The organism is Streptomyces uncialis (genome assembly GCF_036250755.1).
In the GTDB taxonomy this organism is placed as follows: Bacteria; Actinomycetota; Actinomycetes; order Streptomycetales; family Streptomycetaceae; genus Streptomyces; species Streptomyces uncialis.
Map to the genome: position 1 here is coordinate 7,779,472 of NZ_CP109583.1, position 18,410 is coordinate 7,797,881.

The window sequence follows — 18,410 nt, forward strand, 5'->3', positions numbered from 1 at the left end:
CAGTGTGCGCCGCCGTCGGTTCCGTTCCCTGTGGGGACGGTCCGCGAGCAGGCGTTCCCGGTGTGTTCCCGTCCGTGTCCACTGTCCTCGTGACAGGCCCCGGAGTCCGTGCCCCAAGAGGCAGGAGCATCCGGTGGCCACCCCAGCCGAAACAGCCGCCATGCGGCACGCGATCGCGCTCGCCGCGCGCGCACTCGGCGCCACGAGCCCCAATCCCGTCGTCGGCTGTGTACTCCTCGACGCCCGGGGCGAGGTCGTCGGCGAGGGCCACCACCAGCGCGCGGGCGGACCGCACGCCGAGATCCACGCCCTGCGCGCCGCCGGGGAACGCGCCCGGGGCGCCACCGCCGTCGTCACCCTCGAACCCTGCGACCACACCGGCCGCACCGGCCCCTGCTCACAGGCCCTCGTCGCCGCCGGGGTCACCCGCGTGGTCTACGCCGTCGGCGACCCAGACCCGGCCGCCACCGGCGGCGGCGCGACCCTCCGCGCGGCCGGTGTCGACGTCGAGACGGGCGTCCTCGCCGCCGAGGCCGCCGCCGGGAACGCCGCCTGGCTCACCTCCGTACGCCGTGGCCGCCCCCATGTGACCTGGAAGTACGCCGCCACCCTCGACGGCCGCACCGCCGCCGCCGACGGCACCAGCCGCTGGATCAGCTCCGCCGAGTCCCGCGCCGACGTCCACCGGCTGCGCGCCGAGTCCGACGCCGTGGTCGTCGGCTCCGGCACCGCCCGCGCCGACGACCCGCATCTCGCGGTCCGCGGCGTCGAGGGCGCCGTCCAGCCGCTGCGGGTCGTCGTCGACACCTCCGCCACCGCCGTACGGCCGGGCGCCCGGGTCCTGGACGACGCCGCGCCCACCCTCGTCGCCATCGCCGAGGACGCCCCCGCCCCCGCCTACCCCCACCGCCCGGCCGACCCCGGCGCACGGCCCGGGACCGTACGGCTGCCGCGCGCCCCCGGCGGCGGGCTCGCCGTCCCCGCGCTGCTCGCCGAGCTGCACGCCCGGGGCGTGCGGTCCGTGCTGCTGGAGGGCGGGGCGGCCCTCGCCGGGGCCTTCGTCGCCGCCGGGGCGGTGGACCGTGTCATCGGCTATCTGGCGCCCGTCCTGCTCGGCGCCGGACCGGCCGCCCTGGACGGCGCAGGAATCACCACCCTCCCCGAAGCGTTGCGGCTCGACATGACGGAGGCAGTCCGTATCGGAGCCGACCTCCGGATCACCGCGGTCCCCCGGACCGGGTCCGGGTCCGGGACCGCGGGCCGTCCCACCTCCACGAAGGAGATCTGAGTGTTCACCGGAATCGTCGAAGAGCTGGGACACGTCACCGCGATCGAGGAGCTCGGTGACGCCTCCCGCTTCCGGCTGCGTGGCGCCGTCGTCACCCAGGACGCCGGGCACGGCGACTCCATCGCGGTGAACGGGGTCTGTCTGACCGTCGTGGAGCTCACCGGTGACGAGTTCACCGCCGACGTGATGGCGGAGACCCTGAGCCGCTCCAGCCTCGGCGACCTGACCGTCGGCTCCCGGGTCAACCTGGAACGGCCCACCGCCGTCGGCGACCGGCTCGGCGGCCACATCGTGCAGGGCCATGTCGACGGCACCGGCCGGATCATCGCCCGCGAGCCCTCGGAGCACTGGGAGATCGTCACCGTCTCCCTCCCGGACACCCTCTCCCGCTACGTCGTGGAGAAGGGCTCCATCACCGTCGACGGAGTGAGCCTCACCGTCGTCGACGCGGGCACCGACCGCTTCACCATCAGCCTCATCCCCACCACCCTCGCCCTGACCACGCTCGGCCTCAAGCAGCCCGGCGACCCGGTCAACCTGGAGGTCGACGTGATCGCCAAGTACGTCGAGCGGCTGCTCGGCGCCCGAGGGGGTGCCGGATGAGCGCGCTCGACTGGCTCCAGAGCGAGGCGTTCGCCGTCCTCGGCCAGCGCGTCATCTGGTCCGACATGATCGGCAACACCATCGGGCTGATCGCCCTCGCGCTCGGCTGGCGCCGCTCCATCTGGACCTGGCCCGCCCAGCTGGTGTCCGGGGTGATCCTGGTCGCCGCCTACGCCTCCGCCGAACTCGCGGGCGGTGTCGGCAAGCAGCTCCTTGTCATCGGGGTCGCCGTCTGGGGCTGGCGCCAGTGGACCAACGGACGGCAGCAGGCCCAGGACGGCTCCATCGCCGTGCGCTTCGCCACCTGGCGCGAACGCGGACTGCTGCTCGGCGGCACCGTTCTCGGCACCGCCGCCGTAGGACTGCTCTTCACCGCCGTGCCCAGCCTGTCGTGGAACCCGTGGCCCGACGCGTACATCTTCGTCGGCACCCTCGCCGCGATGGTCGCCCAGGCCCGCGGTCTGATCGAGTTCTGGTTCGCCTGGCTCCTCGTCGACCTCGTCGGCGTCCCCCTGGCGTTCAGCAGCGGCCTCGCCTTCTCGGGCCTCGTCTACGTCATCTATCTCGCCCTCGTCCTGTGGGGCATGCGCGACTGGTGGCTGCGCTCCCGCGCGGCGACGCCGCCCACCCTGAATGGAGCCCCCGCATGACGACCCGCCCGGCCCCCGGTGTCACCCCGGACCAGGACCCGACCGGCCTTCCGCCGTCCCCCTGGCCCACGGACCCCGGGGCCGACGACGCCCCGCGTCCCCTCCTCGACCCCGTCGAGCGGGCCATCCGTGACATCGCGGCCGGCCGTCCGGTCGTCGTCGTGGACGACGAGGACCGCGAGAACGAGGGCGACCTCGTCATGGCCGCCGAGAAGGCGACCCCCGAGATCGTCGCCTTCATGATGAGCGAGTGCCGCGGTCTGATCTGCGCGCCCATGGAAGGCCCCGAGCTCGACCGCCTCCAGCTCCCGCAGATGGTCGACCACAACACCGAGTCCCTGCGGACCGCGTTCACCGTCTCCGTCGACGCGAGCGCCGCCCACGGCGTCACCACCGGCATCTCCGCCGCCGACCGCGCCACCACCCTGCGGCTGCTCGCCGAGGGCACCACCACGGCCGGCGACCTCGTCCGCCCCGGTCATGTCTTCCCGCTGCGCGCCCGCCCCGGCGGAGTGCTCACCCGTAACGGCCACACCGAGGCCGCCGTCGACCTCGCCCGGCTCGCCGGACTGCGGCCCGCCGGAGCCATCGTCGAGATCGCGGGCGAGGACGGCCGGATGCTGCGGCTGCCCGAACTCGTCCCCTTCGCCCGCAAGCACGGCCTCACGATCATCTCCATCGAGGACCTGATCGCCTACCGCCGTGCCGCCCAGGAACCCGCCGTCCGCCGCGAGGCCCGGGTACGGCTGCCCACCGAGTACGGCGAGTTCACCGCGTACGGCTACCGCTCCACCACCGACGGCGTCGAACATGTCGCCCTCGTCCACGGCGACCTCGGCGACGGCGAGGACATCCTGGTCCGCGTCCACTCCGAGTGCCTCACCGGTGACGTCTTCCACTCGCTGCGCTGCGACTGCGGCCCCCAGCTCCAGGCGTCCCTGGCCCGGGTCGCCGCCGAGGGCCGCGGCGTCGTCGTCTATCTGCGCGGCCACGAGGGCCGCGGCATCGGTCTGATGTCCAAACTGCGCGCCTACGAACTCCAGGAGCGCGGCCACGACACCCTCGACGCCAACCTCGAACTCGGACTGCCCGCCGACGCCCGCGACTACGGCGCGGGCGCCCGCATCCTGAAGGACCTCGGCGTCCGCGGTCTGCGGCTGCTCACCAACAACCCCGAGAAGACCGACGCCCTGGTCCGCCACGGCCTCACCGTCCACGGCCGGGAACCGATGCCCGTCACCGCCGGGGAGCACAACCTGCGCTATCTGCGCACCAAGCGCGACCGCATGGGCCACGACCTGCCAGGGCTGGACACCCCCGTCACCACCGCCTGCGGCAACCAGTGACCCCGGCGGTCACCCGCACCACCGCACCACCGGCCCCCGGACCCACCCGGCCGGCCGTCCGCAACCCAGCACCAGGAGCAGCACGTGAGCGGCAAGGGCGCACCCGAACTGACCGTGAAGAACTGCGGGGACCTGCGGGTCGCCGTGATCGCGGCCCAGTGGCACGACAAGGTCATGGACGGGCTGGTCGACGGCGCCCTGCGCGCCCTGCGTGAACTCGGCATCGACGAGCCGACCCTGCTGCGGGTGCCCGGCAGCTTCGAACTGCCCGTCGTCGCCAAGGTCCTCGCGGGCCGCGGCTACGACGCGATCGTCGCCCTCGGCGTCGTCATCCGCGGCGGCACCCCCCACTTCGAGTACGTGTGCCAGGGCGTCACCCAGGGCCTCACCCAGGTCGCCGTCGACTCCGGGGTCCCCATCGGCTTCGGCGTCCTGACCTGCGACACCGAGGAGCAGGCACTCGACCGCGCGGGGATCGAGGGCTCCCGCGAGGACAAGGGACACGAGGCGGTCACCGCCGCCGTCGCGACGGCCACCACCCTGCGTACCGTCGCCGAACCCTGGCGGTGACCCTGCCGGGCCGGGGGCACCCCCCGGTCCCGTAGAATGTTCCGCACCATGTCCAAGAAGACGTTCGAGGAGCTCTTCACGGAGCTCCAGCAGAAGGCCGCCCACGGCGACCCCGCCACCTCACGCACCGCCGAACTGGTCGACAAGGGCGTCCACGCCATCGGCAAGAAGGTCGTCGAGGAGGCCGCCGAGGTGTGGATGGCAGCCGAGTACGAGGGCAAGGAAGCCGCCGCCGAGGAGATCTCGCAGCTGCTGTACCACGTCCAGGTGATGATGGTCGCGCGCGGGATCTCCCTCGACGACGTGTACGCCCATCTGTAGAGCGCACGCCGCGACCGCGCCTGCGCTCCACCACCCCGCGCACCACCGCCCGCGACCCCGCGGCCGGTGGTGACCGGCCCTTTCGCCGGGCCCCGTACCCGCACGTCCGCGCCTTTCGGATTCACCCGCACGCGATCATCCGCGTGCCTCACGCGAAGGAACTGGCCTCATGCTGCGCATCGCCGTCCCCAACAAGGGTTCACTGTCCGGACCTGCGTCGGCGATGCTCCATGAGGCCGGCTACCAGCAGCGGCGCGAGTCCAAGGAACTCGTCATCGTCGACCCGGACAACGAGGTCGAGTTCTTCTATCTGCGCCCCCGGGACATCGCGATCTACGTCTCCTCCGGGCGGCTCGACATCGGGATCACCGGCCGCGATCTGCTGATCGACTCCGGCGCCGACGCCGAGGAGATCCTGCCGCTCGGCTTCGCCCGCTCCACCTTCCGCTTCGCCGGCAAGCCCGGCACCGCGAGCGCCATCGAGGACCTCTCCGGACTCACCGTCGCCACCTCCTACGAGGGCATCGTCGCCAAGCACCTCGCGGACCACGGGGTCGACGCGTCCGTCGTCCACCTCGACGGCGCCGTCGAGACCGCGATCGAACTCGGGGTCGCCCAGGTCATCGCCGATGTCGTGGAGACCGGCACCTCGCTGCGCAACGCGGGCCTGGAGGTCTTCGGCGAGCCGATCATGACCTCCGAGGCCATCGTGATCCGCCGCACCGGGGCCGCCGCCGACGAGGCCAAGGCGGGCCAGTTCCTCCGCCGCCTCCAGGGCGTCCTGGTGGCCCGCACCTACGTGATGATGGACTACGACTGCCGCGCCGAACACCTGGAGCAGGCCGTCGCCCTCACCCCCGGTCTGGAGTCCCCGACCGTGTCGCCGCTGCACAACGAGGGCTGGGTCGCCGTCCGCGCGATGGTCCCCGCCAAGGAAGCCCAGCGGATCATGGACGACCTCTACGACATCGGGGCGCGGGCCATCCTCACCACGGCCATCCACGCCTGCCGTCTCTGAGAGGCCCCACACCATGTCCGACACCCCGGCGCCCGGCACCCCCTCCCCGGCCGCACAGGGCACGCCCCCGCCGCCCGCGCTCCCGGTGACCTTCCGGCCCTCCCTCGTCCGGATCATCCTGATCACCGCGGGCGTGGCGATCCTCGTCCTGCTCACGGTGATCTCGTTCGTTCTGCCGCAGCTGAGCCCGGGGGAGCGCAGCAGCTTCATCTTCACCGGAGCGCTCTGCCTCGCCGGACTGGTCCTGCTCGGCCGGCCGAAGATCGTCGCCGACGACACCGGCCTCACCGTCGTCAACGTCGCCTCCTCCCGGCGGCTGGAGTGGGCACAGATCCTCCAGGTCAATCTGCGCCCCGGTGACCCCTGGGTCTTCCTCGACCTCAGTGACGGCACCAGCCTCGCCGCGATGGGCATCCAGCCCGGCGTCTCCCGGGAACGCGCCATCACGGACGCCCGCGCCCTGCGCGCCCTCGTCCAGACGCACGGCACCGCCGCGCGAGGCTGACAAGGTCTACGCAGGGTGACCGGACCGTGACTACGCTGTGGGCGGGGTGCCCCTTCCGGGACCCCGCCCCCGCGCCGGCCCGCCCGGACCGCGCCGGGGCTCCCCCCACCCGAGGAGTGACCCCCTCCGGCGATGGACGGACCGTCCTGTAGTACCTGCGCCACCCCCTCCCCGGACCCGGACCCGCTCCGTGTCCCCGCGGAGGCGGTGGCATGAACGTCCCGCTGCTGCTCCTCGGAGCCGCGTTCCTGCTGATCCTCGCCAACGGCTTCTTCGTCGCCGCCGAGTTCGGCCTTGTCACCGTCGACCGCCCCGACGCCGAACGGGCCGCCGCCGCCGGTGACCGCCGCGCCCGTACCGTCGTGCGGTCCCTGGGGGAGCTGTCCTTCCAGCTCTCCGGCACCCAGCTCGGCATCACCCTCACCTCGCTGGTCGTCGGCATGCTCGCCGAACCCGCGCTCGCCCGGCTGCTCACCGCACCGCTCACCGCGCTCGGGCTGTCCGGCCCCGCCGTCTCCGGGATCTCCGTCGTCGTCGGGATGCTTCTCGCCACCGTCACCCAGATGGTGATCGGGGAACTCGTCCCCAAGAACTGGGCGGTCTCCCGGCCCCTCCAGGTCGCCCGGTTCGCCGCCGGCCCCCAGCACGCGTTCGCCCGGCTCTTCCGCCCGGTGATCGCCGCGCTGAACGCCGTCGCCAACCGGCTCGTCCGGCTCGTCGGTGTCGAGCCCGCCGAAGTGCTCGCCTCCGCCCGCACCCCCGGTGAGCTGGTCTTCCTCGCCCGGCACTCCGCCCGCGCCGGCGCCCTCGAACAGGACACGGCCGAGCTCTTCGTCCGCTCGGTCGCGCTCGGCTCCCTCACCGCGCAGCACATCATGACGCCCCGGGTCCATGTCAGCGCGCTGCATGTGACCGCGACCGCCGAGGACGTCGTCAATCTGACCCGGGCCACCGGACTCTCCCGGTTCCCCGTCTACCGCGACCGTATCGACGAGATCGCCGGTGTGGTCCAGCTGAAGGACGCCCTCGCGCTGTCCGCCGCCGACCGGCTGCGCACCCCCGTCGGCCGGATCGCCGGACCGCCCCTGCTGGTCCCTGGCACCGCCGGGGTCCAGTCGCTGCTGGAGATCCTGCGCGACGGCCGGTCGCTGGCGGTCGTCGTGGACGAGTACGGGGGCACCGCCGGGGTCGTCACCCTGGAGGACATCGTCGAGGAACTCGTCGGAGAGGTCCGCGACGAGCACGACGGCCCCCCGCCGCCCCGGCTCACCGCCGCCGCCCCCGACGAGGGCCGCCCCGCGTGGGACGCCGACGGCCGCTGCCGGGTGGGCGCCCTGCGCCCGATCGGGCTCGACGCCCCCGACGGCCCCTACGAGACGGTCGCCGGACTGGTCGCCGGGCTGCTCGGCCGGGTCCCCGTACCGGGCGACCACGCCGAACTCCCCGGCTGGCGGCTGTCGGTGCGCCAGGTCACCCGCAACCGGGCGGACCGGGTACGCCTCATCCGTATACCGGCAGTTCCGGACCACCCGGCGGCCCAGGACCTCCCGACCGCCCGGGACCGCCGCGCGCGCGTGGCCGCCGGACGCCCGGCGACCGCGACCGGCACCGCCGCGTGGACCCCGGAGGCGGCCCGATGAGCCTGCTGCATCTGCTCTTCGCCGCACTGCTGGTCCTCGCCAACGGCTTCTTCGTGGGCGCCGAGTTCGCACTGGTGTCGGTCCGCCGCAGCCAGATCGAGCCGCTGCGTACCGCGCGGGCCCGCCAGGTCCTGTACGGGCTCGCGCATCTGCCGGAGATACTGGCCGCCGCCCAACTCGGCATCACCGTCTGCTCGCTGACCCTCGGCGCGATCGCCGAACCCACCGTCGCCCGGCTGCTGGAACCCGTCTTCGCCGGGGCCCGGGTCCCCGAGGGCCTGGTCCATCCGCTCGGCTACGCCATCGCGCTGGCCCTCGTGGTCGTCCTCCATCTCGTCATCGGGGAGATGGTGCCGAAGAACCTGGCGCTCGCGGACCCCGAACGGACCGCGCTGCGGCTCGGTCCCGCCCTGGTCGCCTTCGCCCGGCTGTGCGGACCGGTGACCGGTGCGCTCGGGGTGTGCGCCCGGCTGGTCCTCGCCGTCTTCCGGGTCGAGCCCCGGGACGAGATCGAGGCGGTCTTCACCAGCGAGCAACTGGGACGGCTGGTCGGTGACGCGGGCCGCGCCGGACTGCTCGGCCCCCGGGAACGCCAACGCCTCGGGGACGCGCTGTCGCTGGGCTCCCGCCCGGTGACCGACGTCCTGCTGCGCCGGTCCTCGCTGGTCACGGTCGGTCCGCGGGTCACCCCCGCGCGGATCGTGGAGCTGACCGGGCGGACCGGCTACTCCCGCTTCCCGGTCTGCGCCGGGGACGGTCCCCTCCTGGGCTACGTCCATGTGAAGGACGTCCTGGACCTGATGGGACCGGCGGAGAGGGAACGGCCCCTGCCCCGGCGGCTGTGGCGTCCGATGACGACCCTGCCGGCCGGACTGCCGCTGGACGAGGCACTCGCCGCGCTGAGACGCGCGTCCGCGCATCTCGCGGAGGTGGCGGACGCGTCGGGCCGGGCGCTGGGGGTGATCGCCCTGGAGGACGTCCTCGCCCTCCTGGTCGGCGAGTCCCGGGACCCGGCACACCTCCGCGGCGGTTGACACCCTCCCCGGTGGCCGGTGGCCGGTGGCCGGTGGCCGGTGGCCCGGATGCCGGGGCCCGGGACCTCGGGGCCCCGGATGCCGACACGGGACCGGTGCCGTCGCTTCCGGTTCTGGCCCGGCTGTCGGCCCGGTCCCCGGTCCCCGCTCCGCCGCCCCCGGCCTAGGTGGCGCGGGGGTCGGTGGGGCTGCGGCCCGACAGCACCTCGCCGTACGCCTGCATCAGATCCGGCAGCCGCAGGGTCGCCAGATCGTCCCGGCCCGGCGTACTCGTGTAGCCGGACAACCGCAGATCCCGGTACGCACAGCTCTTCTCGTACAGCGTCCGCAGGAACCGGCCGTTGCCCAGTTCGTCGATCCACCCCTGGTCCACCACATGGCCGCTGATCGAGCGCAGCTCGTCCACGGCCTCCTCGTCCCACGCGTCCCCGTTCTCCGCGGCGAGCACCTCACCGATCGCGGTGAGTTCGAGCGGCCGGTACGACGGGAAGTCCACCCGCGTGGTGAAACGTGACGACAGTCCGGGGTTGGCGGCGAGCAGCCGGTCCATGCCCTCGGGATAGCCCGCGAGGATCACCACCAGATGGTCGCGATTGTCCTCGGCGCGCTTCAGCAGCACCTGGAGGGCCTCGTCCCCGTACGCGTCCCCCTTGCCGTACCCCGAGTTGGACAGCGCGTACGCCTCGTCCAGGAACAGCACCCCGCCGATGGCGGAGTCGATCAGCTCGTTCGCCTTCACCGCCGTCTGGCCCAGATACTCGCCGACCAGGTCCGCGCGCTGCGCCTCGACCAGATGGTCACCGCCGAGCAGCCCGAGGGCGTAGAAGACCCGGCCCAGTATTCGGGCGACCGTCGTCTTGCCGGTGCCGGAGGGGCCGGAGAAGACGAAGTGCCGCTTCGGGGGCTGCACGGGCAGGCCCTGACCCGCCCGCAGCCGCGCCATGTTGAGCTGTGCGGACAGCGCCTTGACCTGGCGTTTCACCGGCTCCAGCCCGACCATCCGCTCCAGCTCCGCGAGCGCGTCGGCGAGCAGCGCCGGATCGGCGGTCACCGGGGGGCCGGCCGGTCCGGCCGGCTGCCGGTGCTGCGTGGGACCGGCTGCCTTCTCACGGACGATGTCCCCCGGACCGGGCGCCCCGCCACCCGGCGGCGCCGGTTCGCTGACCTTGAGGTCACGTCCCTCGGCGTCGAACAGCGGGTCCACCCCGTCCGTGGCGTCCGGCCCGAAACCGGGCAGCGCCACCGCGCCGAGGTCCATCGCCTCGTCGTACCCGTCGCCCTCGGAGATCGCGGCCAGCCGGGCGGAGGTGTCCATGAACGCGGGATCGACCCGGTGCACCGCCCGGTACAGGGGGAGCGCCGCCGCGCTGCGCCCGGTGCCCTCGTGCGCGCGGGCCAGCCAGTACCGCAGTTCCTTGCGCTGCGGCTGTTCGCTGCGACATCGCATCAAGGCCGCCGCCAGCAGGGGTTCCGCGTGGCCGAACATCTCCAGCCGGACGCGGGCCATACCGCCGAAGAGCCCCGCCTCGATCCCCAGCAGCTGGTCCTCCAGCAGCGAGTCCGTGTGGCGGACCAGCTGCTCCCAGTCCTTGACGAGATAGGAACGGCAGGCGTGCAGGAAGCGGACCTGGGGGTCGGTGTCCACGGGCGGCAGCCCCGCCAACGCCCGGTCCAGTTCGGGGACATGGCGTCCGTCGAGCCAGTGCGACGCGTGCGCGAGCAGCAGATCGCGGGGCCGTTCCAGGACCGGCTGGACCCACCAGCCGAGCCAGTACCAGGAGTTGAGGGTCCGCCGGTGGCGGGAGCGCTGTTCACCGAAGCGGTCGCGGTGCTGGTACATACGCAGCAGCGCGGTCGTGGTGTCCACCCGCAGCGCGTGCAGCCCCAGCCAGCCGTCGGACATGCCGGGGTCCATCCGCACGGAGGCCCGGAACTCCTCCTCCGCCTGCGGATACGCGCCCATGGTGTAGGCGTCCACCCCGCGCAGCCAGGCGAGATCCGCCGGGGCCGGTGTGCCCTGGGTGCCGAAGTCCATCACGTCCCCCACAAGCCCTGCCCCCGATGGTGTGCCCTGCCGCTGCTCGTCGGTTCAGTCCGTGTTCTCCCCCCGTCCCGCCCCTCGGAACCGCATAGCCGGGCACGGGAGTTGACGCGGTGCGGTGAGCAGTGTCCGTTGGCCGCACCGCACGCATCGTACCCGCGCGATCAGGCTGGGCCTACGGGTGCCCGCAATGCCGGTTCCGCGAAGTCCGGTATCCGGCACGGGGACCGAACGGATACCCGACGGTGACCGAGGGTGAGCGGGCGACGCCGTACCGGGACGGACCGAAGGGGCGAAGCGGGGCGTGACGGGCAGAACGAGGCCCCCGGTCACGGGGGAACAACCGGGGGCCTCGCGACTGCGGGCGGCCCGAAAGGCCGCACATTGAGAACGTAGGACGTGTACGGCCCACTGGTCAAGCGGAGTTGAAGCACTGACGAAAACCACTTTCCGGGCGCTTCTCAGCCTCCCTGCCGGACTTCACCCTCGGTCACGGAACGGGCGATTCCCGGCGTCCCACGCGGCGCGGCGGGCCCAGGGGACACCACGTACCCCTTCTGTCCCTGCTGGATCAGCTGGGTGGCGTAGGGGCGCGAAGGGTCCTGTGCGAAGTGCCGTCGCTCGGCCGCTACCCACCCGCGCCAGAACGCGCGCTGGGCGGGACCGTCCCGCAGCCGTCCCCGTTCCCAGGCCGCGTCCGGCTCGAACTCCATCCACAGCACCCGGGCCAGATACGGGCGCAGCGCCAGCCGTCCCGCGCCGACCCCCTCGACCAGCACCACCGGGGCCGGGGGCAGCAGCCGCGGCGGACCGAACTCGCGGGCGGTCCAGTCGTACGGTGTGTAGCGCGCGGGCCGCCCGTCCCGCAGCGGTGCCACGACCTGGCTCAGCAGCCGGTCCGTCCAGCCGAAGAGTTCCTCGTGGGTGGCGATGTCGTCCAGGTGCAGCACGGGAGCACCGCCCAGCGCGGCGGCGAGGGCGGCGGCGAAGGTCGTCTTGCCCGAGCCCGCGTGGCCGTCGACCGCGATCAGCCGGACCGGCCCGCAGGACGGCGGCAGCAGGGCGAGTTCCCCGGCAAGCCCCGGCGGCGGGGCGGCTGGGGCGGCTGGGGCGTGCGGTGCGGGCGGGGTGGTTCCGGTCACCCTTCCCAGGGTAGGGGGCCGCCCCCGGGCCTCACGTGCGGCTGGTCGGGGGCGAAGTCGCGCGCGGCTCGTGCGGCGGTCCGGGCGGGGTCTCCCGTGCGGCTCGTACGGCTGGTCCGGGCGGGGGCCGGTGGGCGTGGCGGGGGCGGAGGTGCTGGCCGGGGCCGGTCCGGCGGACATAGTGTCCCCACGGCGGACCGGCGGATGCCGGTCGCCATCGCCCCGCCCGCCGCTCCACCGCGGGCCCGCCGACCGGGAGCAGCCGTCCATGACCGGATCAGCGGGGACCTCCCGCCGCGCACTGCTGACGGCCGTCTGCTCGGCGGCCGTCGCCGTCACCGCGGGCGGCTCGGCGGGTCCCGCCAGCGGCTCCGCCCTCCCGTCGGGCCGGGCCGGCGGCCGGGGGGTCGCCAATCACGCCTGGGCCTCGTACGCCGACTGGGAACAGGGCGCCGCCGAGGGCACCCGTACCGTCGCCGGGGCCCGCCCGTATCTGGCGATCGCCGCCGCGGCGGGCCGCGTCCAGCGTGCCGACCCGGTCTCCGGGCGGTCGGTGACCTGGGAACACGCGGTGTGGACCGGCCCCGAGCAGCCGCTCGCCGTGCCCTCGACGGAGGCCGTCGTCTCCTGGAACGCGCACACCCCGGCCGGGACCTGGCTGCGGACCGAGGTACGCGGCACCTACTCCGACGGCACCCGGACCCCCTGGTACTCGCTCGGCGACTGGGCCTCGGGCGACCAGGACATCCGGCGGGCCTCGGCCGACGGCCAGGGCGACGGCCGCAGCGCGGTCCTGACCGACACCCTCGCGATCGGTGATCCCGCCTCGGGACTGCGGCTGACCGCCTGCCGCGCGCGGCTCACCCTGCACCGGCGGGCCGGTACGGCGCTCACCCCGAGGGTGCACCGGCTGCATCTGATGGGCTCCGACATCCCGGACCGTTTCACCGTGCCCGCCTCCGTCCCGGTGACCGCGCGGGAACTCGCGGTGCCCCGCTACTCGCAGAACACCCACATCGGTCAGTACCCGGAGTACGACAACGGGGGCGAGGCCTGGTGCAGCCCCACGTCCTCGCAGATGGTGGTCGAGTACTGGGGGCACCGCCCGGCGCCGGAGGACCTGGCCTGGGTGGATCCCGCGTACGCCGATCCGCAGGTGTGCCACGCGGCGCGCGCCACGTACGACCACACGTACCGGGGCTGCGGGAACTGGCCGTTCAACGCGGCCTACGCGGCGAGTCACCCCGGTCTCCAGGCGGTCGTCACCCGGCTGGCCACGCTCACCGAGCTGGAGGGCCTGGTCGCGGCCGGGCTCCCGGTGATCACCTCGCAGTCCTTCCGGGCCGAGGAGCTGACCGGCGCCGGGTACGGCACCGCCGGGCATCTGATGACGGTCGTCGGCTTCACCGCGGACGGCGATGTGATCGCCAACGACCCGTCCTCCCCGTCGAACGCCGAGGTCCGCCGGGTCTACCGCCGACGCGAATGGGAGAACGTCTGGCTGCGGACCCGGCGGTACAACGCGGCGGGCAAGGCCGTCGGCGGTTCCGGCGGGGTGTGCTACCTGTACTTCCCGGCCGAACCGGACGAGCGGCAGCGCCGGGCCCTGGCCGCCGCCGGGATCGGCTGAGCCGACGCCCGCGCGGTCACCGGATGGCCGGCCGGACCACCCAGTCCGGGTGCCCCGGCATCGGCGGAGTCTTCGGCCCGTACGCCCACGGCCGCAGGAACGCGTCCATGTCCCGCCCGGTCACCTCGGAGGCCAGCGCGAAGTACTCGCGGCTCCCGGTCACCTTGCCCTGGTAGCGCTTGGCCCACTCCTTCTCGATCTTCCGGAACATCCGGTCACCGACCTCCTGGCGCAGCGCGTAGAAGACCAGCGCGGAGCCGTCGTAGCGCATCCGCTTGAAGAGGTTCGGTTCGGTCGGCTCGGTGGGCGCGCCGAAGTCGCGCCGCCACTGGTCGTGCTGCTCGTACGCCGTCCTCATCGACGCCTCCAGCGAGGTCCCGCCGTGCTCCTCGGAGTACAGCCGCTCGTAGAAGCGGGCGTGCCCCTCGCTCAGCCACAGATCGGACCACTCGCGGATGCCGTTGCTGTTTCCCAGCCACTGATGCGCCAGTTCGTGCACCAGATTGCGCTCGGCGTCGACCTGGTTCCCGAGCAGATCGGCCTTGGGCACCAGGGACAGGGTCTGGGTCTCCAGGGCGACCCCGAGACCGGTGTCACCGACGAGGATTCCGTACCGGTCGAACGGATAGGGGCCGAGGCGCTCCTCCAGCCAGGCCAGATGCGTGGGCGTCAGGGCCCGGTAGCGCTCGGTGGGCGCGACCAGCGCGTCGGGGACCACGTCCCGGATCGGCAGCCCGCGCGGCCCCTCGCTCTCCACGAAGGTGAACCGGCCGATCGCGAGCTGGACGAGCTGCGCGGCGACCGGCTGCCCGGAGTCGTAGGTCCACCGGACCCGGCCGTCGGGCCGCTCGGCGCGTTCGGTGAGCCGGCCGCCCGCGACGGCGTGGATCCCCGGCGGGGTGGTGATCCGGAAGGTGACGGGCGCGCGGCGGCTCGGGTGGTCGTCGGCGGGGAAGAGCATGCGGGCGCCGTTGGGCTGCGGGTACACCACCGTGCCGTCCGGGGTGGGGATCCAGCCGTAGTCCTCGATGGCGTCGGTCCGGTGGCGTATCTGGGTCGGGTCGGCGGTCCAGTGGACCACCACCGTGAAGCGGCTGCCCTTGTCGAGGGGGCGGGCCGGGGTGATGACCAGCTCGTCGCCGTCGCGGGTGGTCCGGGCCTCGGCGCCGTCCACCGTGACCGAGCGCAGCGTGTTCCCGGCGAAGTCGAGGTTGAAGCGGGACAGGGCCTGGGTGGTGCGGGCGGTGATCGTGGCGCTCGCCGGGAACGCGGTCCGCGGGGCCTGCCAGTCGAAGTCCAGGGAGTAGCGGCTGATCCGGTAGCCGCCGTTCCCGTCGAGCGGGAACAGCGGATCGCCCGCTCCCGGGGCGCCCGGCGTGGGAGCCGTCGCCGGGGGCGCTGCCTGGGGCGAGGTCGGACGGCCCGCGGGGTCGGCCTGGGCGGCGGGCCCGGCCAGGGCCGCCAGCGCGGTGATCGCGGTGGCCAGGGCGAGCCGGGGTCGGCGGCGGGACGTGTGGTGCGAGCTCATCGGGATCCCCTCCGTGCACGCTGTCGTCGGTGGTCGCGGGAACGGCGGCGCCCGGTGGTCGGCCGGGCCGGTCCATCCCCCTGGGAGGAGGACGACCGGCGCGTGGAGATCGTTGGCCCGGGAACCGGCCAGGTACCACCCGTGGGAGTGAACCGGCGCCCACGCGCGCCGGTCGCACGCCCCCGGGCGCCCGACGCGCCCCGCGCGCCCTCCGGCACCGGGGCCCGGCGGGGACGTGACCGGCGTCCTATCGCGATCCCCGGTGCGGGTGGCACAGTGGCGCGACCATTCGGGGACATTTCCCTCCGCTCGACGAAGCGAGACCCCATGAACGCGACCGCATTCCAGACCCGCCGCGCCGCCGCCCGCACGGGTGGCCCGCGCACCGACGGCCCCCGCGTCCTCGAACACGTCCTCGGCTGGACCCTGGTCGTGGTGATCGCGATGCTCGTCACCCGCCTCGGCCTGATGTGAGCCGGGCCCGGTCCCTCCGGGCCGGGCGCCGTGACCGATGCGGCCGGGCCGGGTGGGACGGATGCCGTCGCGTGGGACCGATGTGGCCGGTGCTGTCCGGTGTGGCGGGGGGAGGTCTCCCGGACGCCCGTTGCGGAGCGTTCCGTTCTGCCATACTGCCGGTGTTTCGTCGCCAGCCAGCAGACAAAGGCCCCATTTGGATACCAGCCAGCAGCAGGGCGTCAGCGGTTCCCGGTCTCCCGACCCCGAGCGGCCCCGCCCGCGCGGCACGGCCCGTTCCCACGCCCGCCGGGCCGAACTCATCGAGATCGGGCGGAAGTTGTTCGCCGACACGTCCTACGACGCCCTGTCGATGGACGACATCGCACGTCAGGCCCATGTCGCCAAGGGGCTGATCTACTACTACTTCACGTCCAAGCGCGGCTATTACCTGGCCATCGTGGAGGACGCCGTCGCCGAGCTGGTCTCCCGGGCGGCGAGCGGCACCGAACTGCCGGGCCGGGCCCGTGTCGAGCGGACCATCGACGGCTATCTGCGCTACGCGGAGCAGAACCAGGCCGCGTACCGCACCATCGTCAGCGGCGGGGTCGGCTTCGACGCCGAGGTGCAGGCGATCCGGGACGGGGTGCGCGAGGCGATCGTCGACACCATCGCGGAGGGCGCCTACGGCCGCCGGGACATCCCGCGGCTCGCCCGGCTCGCGATCCTGGGCTGGCAGTGGAGCGTGGAGGGCGTCACCCTCGACTGGATCGGCCGGGACGGACCGCCCCGCGACACCGTCCGTGAACTGCTGGTCAGACTGCTCGGCAGCACCCTGCGCACCATCGAGGAGCTGGAACCGTCCTGCCCGGCGCCCCCGCGCGTGCGGCCCGCGTAGGTTCCACGTACCGGAGCGGTCCACGTACCGGAGAAGTCCACGCACACGGTGGAGGGGCGGGACCCGCGACCGGGTCCCGCCCCTCCACCGTTGTGATGCTGGTTCGTGCGCCGGGGCCGCCGCCCCGGGTTCCGCGAAGGCTAGTTGATCGCCTTGATCAGCTCACCGTTCGCGGTGTCACCGCTCAGGTCCCAGATGAACGTGCCGGCGAGAGCCTGCTCGTTCTTGTAGGCCATCTTGGTGGCGAGGGTGGCGGGGGTGTCGTAACTCCACCACTCGTTGCCGCACTTGGCGTACGCGGTGCCGCCGACCGTACCGGTGGCCGGGCACTTCGTCTTGAGCACCTTGTAGTCGTCGATGCCCTGCTCGTACGTGCCCGGGGCCGGGCCGGTGGCGGTGCCGCCGGGCGCGGACTGGGTGACGCCGGTCCAGCCGCGGCCGTAGAAGCCGACGCCCAGGAGCAGCTTGTTCGACGGGATGCCGAGGTTCTTCAGCTTCTTGATCGTCGCGTCCGAGTGGAACTCGGCCTTCGGGATGCCCGGGTAGCTCTTCAGCGGCGAGTGCGGGGCGGTCGGGCCCTTGGCGGACCAGGTGCCGAAGTAGTCGTACGTCATCGGGTTGTACCAGTCGACGTACTGCGCGGCGCCCGCGTAGTCGGCGGCGTCGATCTTGCCGCCCGCCGACGCGTCGGCCGGGATCGCGGAGGAGATCAGCTTGGTGGAGCCGAACTTGGCGCGCAGCGCCTGCATCAGGTTCCGGTACGCGGCGTGTCCGCTGGTGTCACAGCCGGCACCGCAGGCGTTGGGGTACTCCCAGTCGATGTCGATCCCGTCGAAGACCCCTGTCCAGCGCGGGTCGTTGAGCAGGTCGTAGCAGGACTGGGCGAACGCGGCCGGGTTCTGCGCGGCCTGGGTGAACCCGGCGGACCAGGTCCAGCCGCCGAAGGACCACAGCACCTTGAGGTTCGGGTTCTTCGCCTTCAGCTTCTTGAGCTGGTTGAAGTTGCCGCGCAGCGGCTGGTCCCAGGTGTCGGCGACGCCGTCCACGGAACCGGCGGCGGGGTACGCCTTGTCCGTCGCGGCGTACGCGTCACCCATGGTGCAGCGGCCGCCCTGGACATTGCCGAATCCGTAGTTGATGTGGGTCAGCTTCGCGGCGGAGCCGGACGTCTGGATGTTCTTGACGTGGTAGTTCCGGCCGTACACGCCCCATTCGGGGAAGTAGCCGATGACCTTCGAGCCCGCCGCGGCCTGGGTCGTGGCGGTGGTGTCCTCGGCGCTCGCGCTGGCGCCGGTCGTGGCCCCGGCGAGCAGTCCGGCGCCGAGCACGGCGCAGCAGACGGTGGAGACGAGCGCCCGGAAGCGGCCTCGGGGACGGTGTGGTGCGGACATGCGGTGGTCACCTCGTGGGGGAGGAGAACGGTGGGGGGCAAGCCGTGGAGGCCGCGCGGAGCACCACAATGGCCTTGTGGGACAACGCGGTTGTTCCTCTTGGCATGAACGCGTGGGGCGTTCGCAGGGAACAGTAGGAGGACTAGACCAGTGGGGTCAATGGTGCGGACCAATTTCCGTGGTGGTGCCAGGTGATCGCGCACCCGTGACGAACTGCCTCCGATCGGGCATACTCGACGCGCCACAGTCGCTGGTCAGCGCCCCTCCGTGATCCGGAAGGGCACCATCGGCCGGGCAGTGCCGTATCTCCGGGGACGGACCGTGCGCCTGGCGCCGGAACGATGCCGCGGAC

Annotated in this window: 17 protein-coding genes; 13 read left to right on the top strand and 4 right to left on the bottom strand. The window is 73.3% G+C overall.

Annotated elements, in window-relative coordinates:
• Positions 1 to 133: 133 nt before the first annotated feature.
• The 10 genes from ribD (at position 134) to OG711_RS32605 (ending at position 8,975) form a co-directional block, all read left to right on the top strand.
• Positions 134 to 1,288 (top strand): bifunctional diaminohydroxyphosphoribosylaminopyrimidine deaminase/5-amino-6-(5-phosphoribosylamino)uracil reductase RibD, encoded by a 1,155-nt coding sequence (gene ribD, locus OG711_RS32560; RefSeq protein WP_329562110.1) that lies wholly within the window; start codon positions 134 to 136, stop codon positions 1,286 to 1,288.
• Positions 1,289 to 1,891, top strand: a complete 603-nt coding sequence (locus OG711_RS32565) for a riboflavin synthase (RefSeq protein ID WP_073791844.1) — start codon at positions 1,289 to 1,291, stop codon at positions 1,889 to 1,891. It begins immediately after the preceding gene.
• The gene (locus OG711_RS32570; RefSeq protein ID WP_266513121.1) at positions 1,888 to 2,541 is read left to right on the top strand and encodes a nicotinamide mononucleotide transporter family protein; all 654 of its coding nucleotides are present in this window, start codon (positions 1,888 to 1,890) and stop codon (positions 2,539 to 2,541) included. The genes OG711_RS32565 and OG711_RS32570 overlap by 4 nt, the downstream gene beginning before the upstream one ends.
• Positions 2,538 to 3,887 (top strand): bifunctional 3,4-dihydroxy-2-butanone-4-phosphate synthase/GTP cyclohydrolase II, encoded by a 1,350-nt coding sequence (locus OG711_RS32575; protein ID WP_329562114.1) that lies wholly within the window; start codon positions 2,538 to 2,540, stop codon positions 3,885 to 3,887. Before OG711_RS32570 ends, OG711_RS32575 begins: the two co-directional genes overlap by 4 nt.
• Before the next feature lie 84 nt (positions 3,888 to 3,971).
• Positions 3,972 to 4,457 carry a 6,7-dimethyl-8-ribityllumazine synthase gene (ribH, locus tag OG711_RS32580; protein ID WP_073791839.1) on the top strand — a complete coding sequence of 162 codons (486 nt, stop codon included), beginning with the start codon at positions 3,972 to 3,974 and terminating at the stop codon, positions 4,455 to 4,457.
• 48 nt (positions 4,458 to 4,505) lie between these two features.
• Positions 4,506 to 4,778 (top strand): phosphoribosyl-ATP diphosphatase, encoded by a 273-nt coding sequence (locus tag OG711_RS32585; protein WP_029383007.1) that lies wholly within the window; start codon positions 4,506 to 4,508, stop codon positions 4,776 to 4,778.
• Between the two features lie 169 nt (positions 4,779 to 4,947).
• Positions 4,948 to 5,796, top strand: coding sequence for an ATP phosphoribosyltransferase (gene hisG / locus OG711_RS32590; protein WP_073791837.1), 849 nt, complete (start codon positions 4,948 to 4,950; stop codon positions 5,794 to 5,796).
• A gap of 13 nt (positions 5,797 to 5,809) precedes the next feature.
• Positions 5,810 to 6,301, top strand: coding sequence for a PH domain-containing protein (locus OG711_RS32595; RefSeq protein WP_329562121.1), 492 nt, complete (start codon positions 5,810 to 5,812; stop codon positions 6,299 to 6,301).
• Between the two features lie 212 nt (positions 6,302 to 6,513).
• Complete coding sequence (locus OG711_RS32600; RefSeq protein ID WP_329562123.1) at positions 6,514 to 7,941, top strand: hemolysin family protein; 1,428 nt, start codon at positions 6,514 to 6,516, stop codon at positions 7,939 to 7,941.
• The gene (locus OG711_RS32605; RefSeq protein WP_329562125.1) at positions 7,938 to 8,975 is read left to right on the top strand and encodes a CNNM domain-containing protein; all 1,038 of its coding nucleotides are present in this window, start codon (positions 7,938 to 7,940) and stop codon (positions 8,973 to 8,975) included. Before OG711_RS32600 ends, OG711_RS32605 begins: the two co-directional genes overlap by 4 nt.
• A gap of 163 nt (positions 8,976 to 9,138) precedes the next feature.
• On the opposite strand, the gene OG711_RS32610 is transcribed toward OG711_RS32605, so the two are convergent.
• Together OG711_RS32610 and OG711_RS32615 are read right to left on the bottom strand one after the other, a co-directional pair.
• Positions 9,139 to 11,010: an AAA family ATPase gene (locus OG711_RS32610; protein ID WP_099283911.1), complete on the bottom strand. Its 1,872-nt coding sequence runs from the start codon at positions 11,008 to 11,010 to the stop codon at positions 9,139 to 9,141.
• A 467-nt stretch (positions 11,011 to 11,477) separates the two neighbouring features.
• Positions 11,478 to 12,077, bottom strand: a complete 600-nt coding sequence (locus tag OG711_RS32615; RefSeq protein ID WP_329564192.1) for a uridine kinase family protein — start codon at positions 12,075 to 12,077, stop codon at positions 11,478 to 11,480.
• A gap of 349 nt (positions 12,078 to 12,426) precedes the next feature.
• On the opposite strand from OG711_RS32615, the gene OG711_RS32620 reads away from it, so the two are divergent.
• Positions 12,427 to 13,788: a C39 family peptidase gene (locus OG711_RS32620; RefSeq protein ID WP_329562127.1), complete on the top strand. Its 1,362-nt coding sequence runs from the start codon at positions 12,427 to 12,429 to the stop codon at positions 13,786 to 13,788.
• A gap of 16 nt (positions 13,789 to 13,804) precedes the next feature.
• On the opposite strand, the gene OG711_RS32625 is transcribed toward OG711_RS32620, so the two are convergent.
• The gene (locus tag OG711_RS32625) at positions 13,805 to 15,316 is read right to left on the bottom strand and encodes a M1 family metallopeptidase (RefSeq protein ID WP_329562129.1); all 1,512 of its coding nucleotides are present in this window, start codon (positions 15,314 to 15,316) and stop codon (positions 13,805 to 13,807) included.
• A 327-nt stretch (positions 15,317 to 15,643) separates the two neighbouring features.
• Between OG711_RS32625 and OG711_RS32630 the strand changes: the two genes are divergently transcribed.
• Both OG711_RS32630 and OG711_RS32635 read left to right on the top strand, forming a co-directional pair.
• Positions 15,644 to 15,790 carry an SCO1431 family membrane protein gene (locus OG711_RS32630; protein WP_107499325.1) on the top strand — a complete coding sequence of 49 codons (147 nt, stop codon included), beginning with the start codon at positions 15,644 to 15,646 and terminating at the stop codon, positions 15,788 to 15,790.
• A gap of 196 nt (positions 15,791 to 15,986) precedes the next feature.
• Positions 15,987 to 16,667, top strand: a complete 681-nt coding sequence (locus OG711_RS32635) for a TetR/AcrR family transcriptional regulator (RefSeq protein ID WP_329562132.1) — start codon at positions 15,987 to 15,989, stop codon at positions 16,665 to 16,667.
• 140 nt (positions 16,668 to 16,807) lie between these two features.
• Here the strand turns inward: OG711_RS32635 and OG711_RS32640 are convergent, their stop codons facing one another.
• On the bottom strand, positions 16,808 to 18,058 hold the full coding sequence (locus tag OG711_RS32640; protein ID WP_073791824.1) for a glycoside hydrolase family 18 protein: 1,251 nt from the start codon (positions 18,056 to 18,058) through the stop codon (positions 16,808 to 16,810).
• Between the last annotated feature and the right edge of the window lie 352 nt (positions 18,059 to 18,410).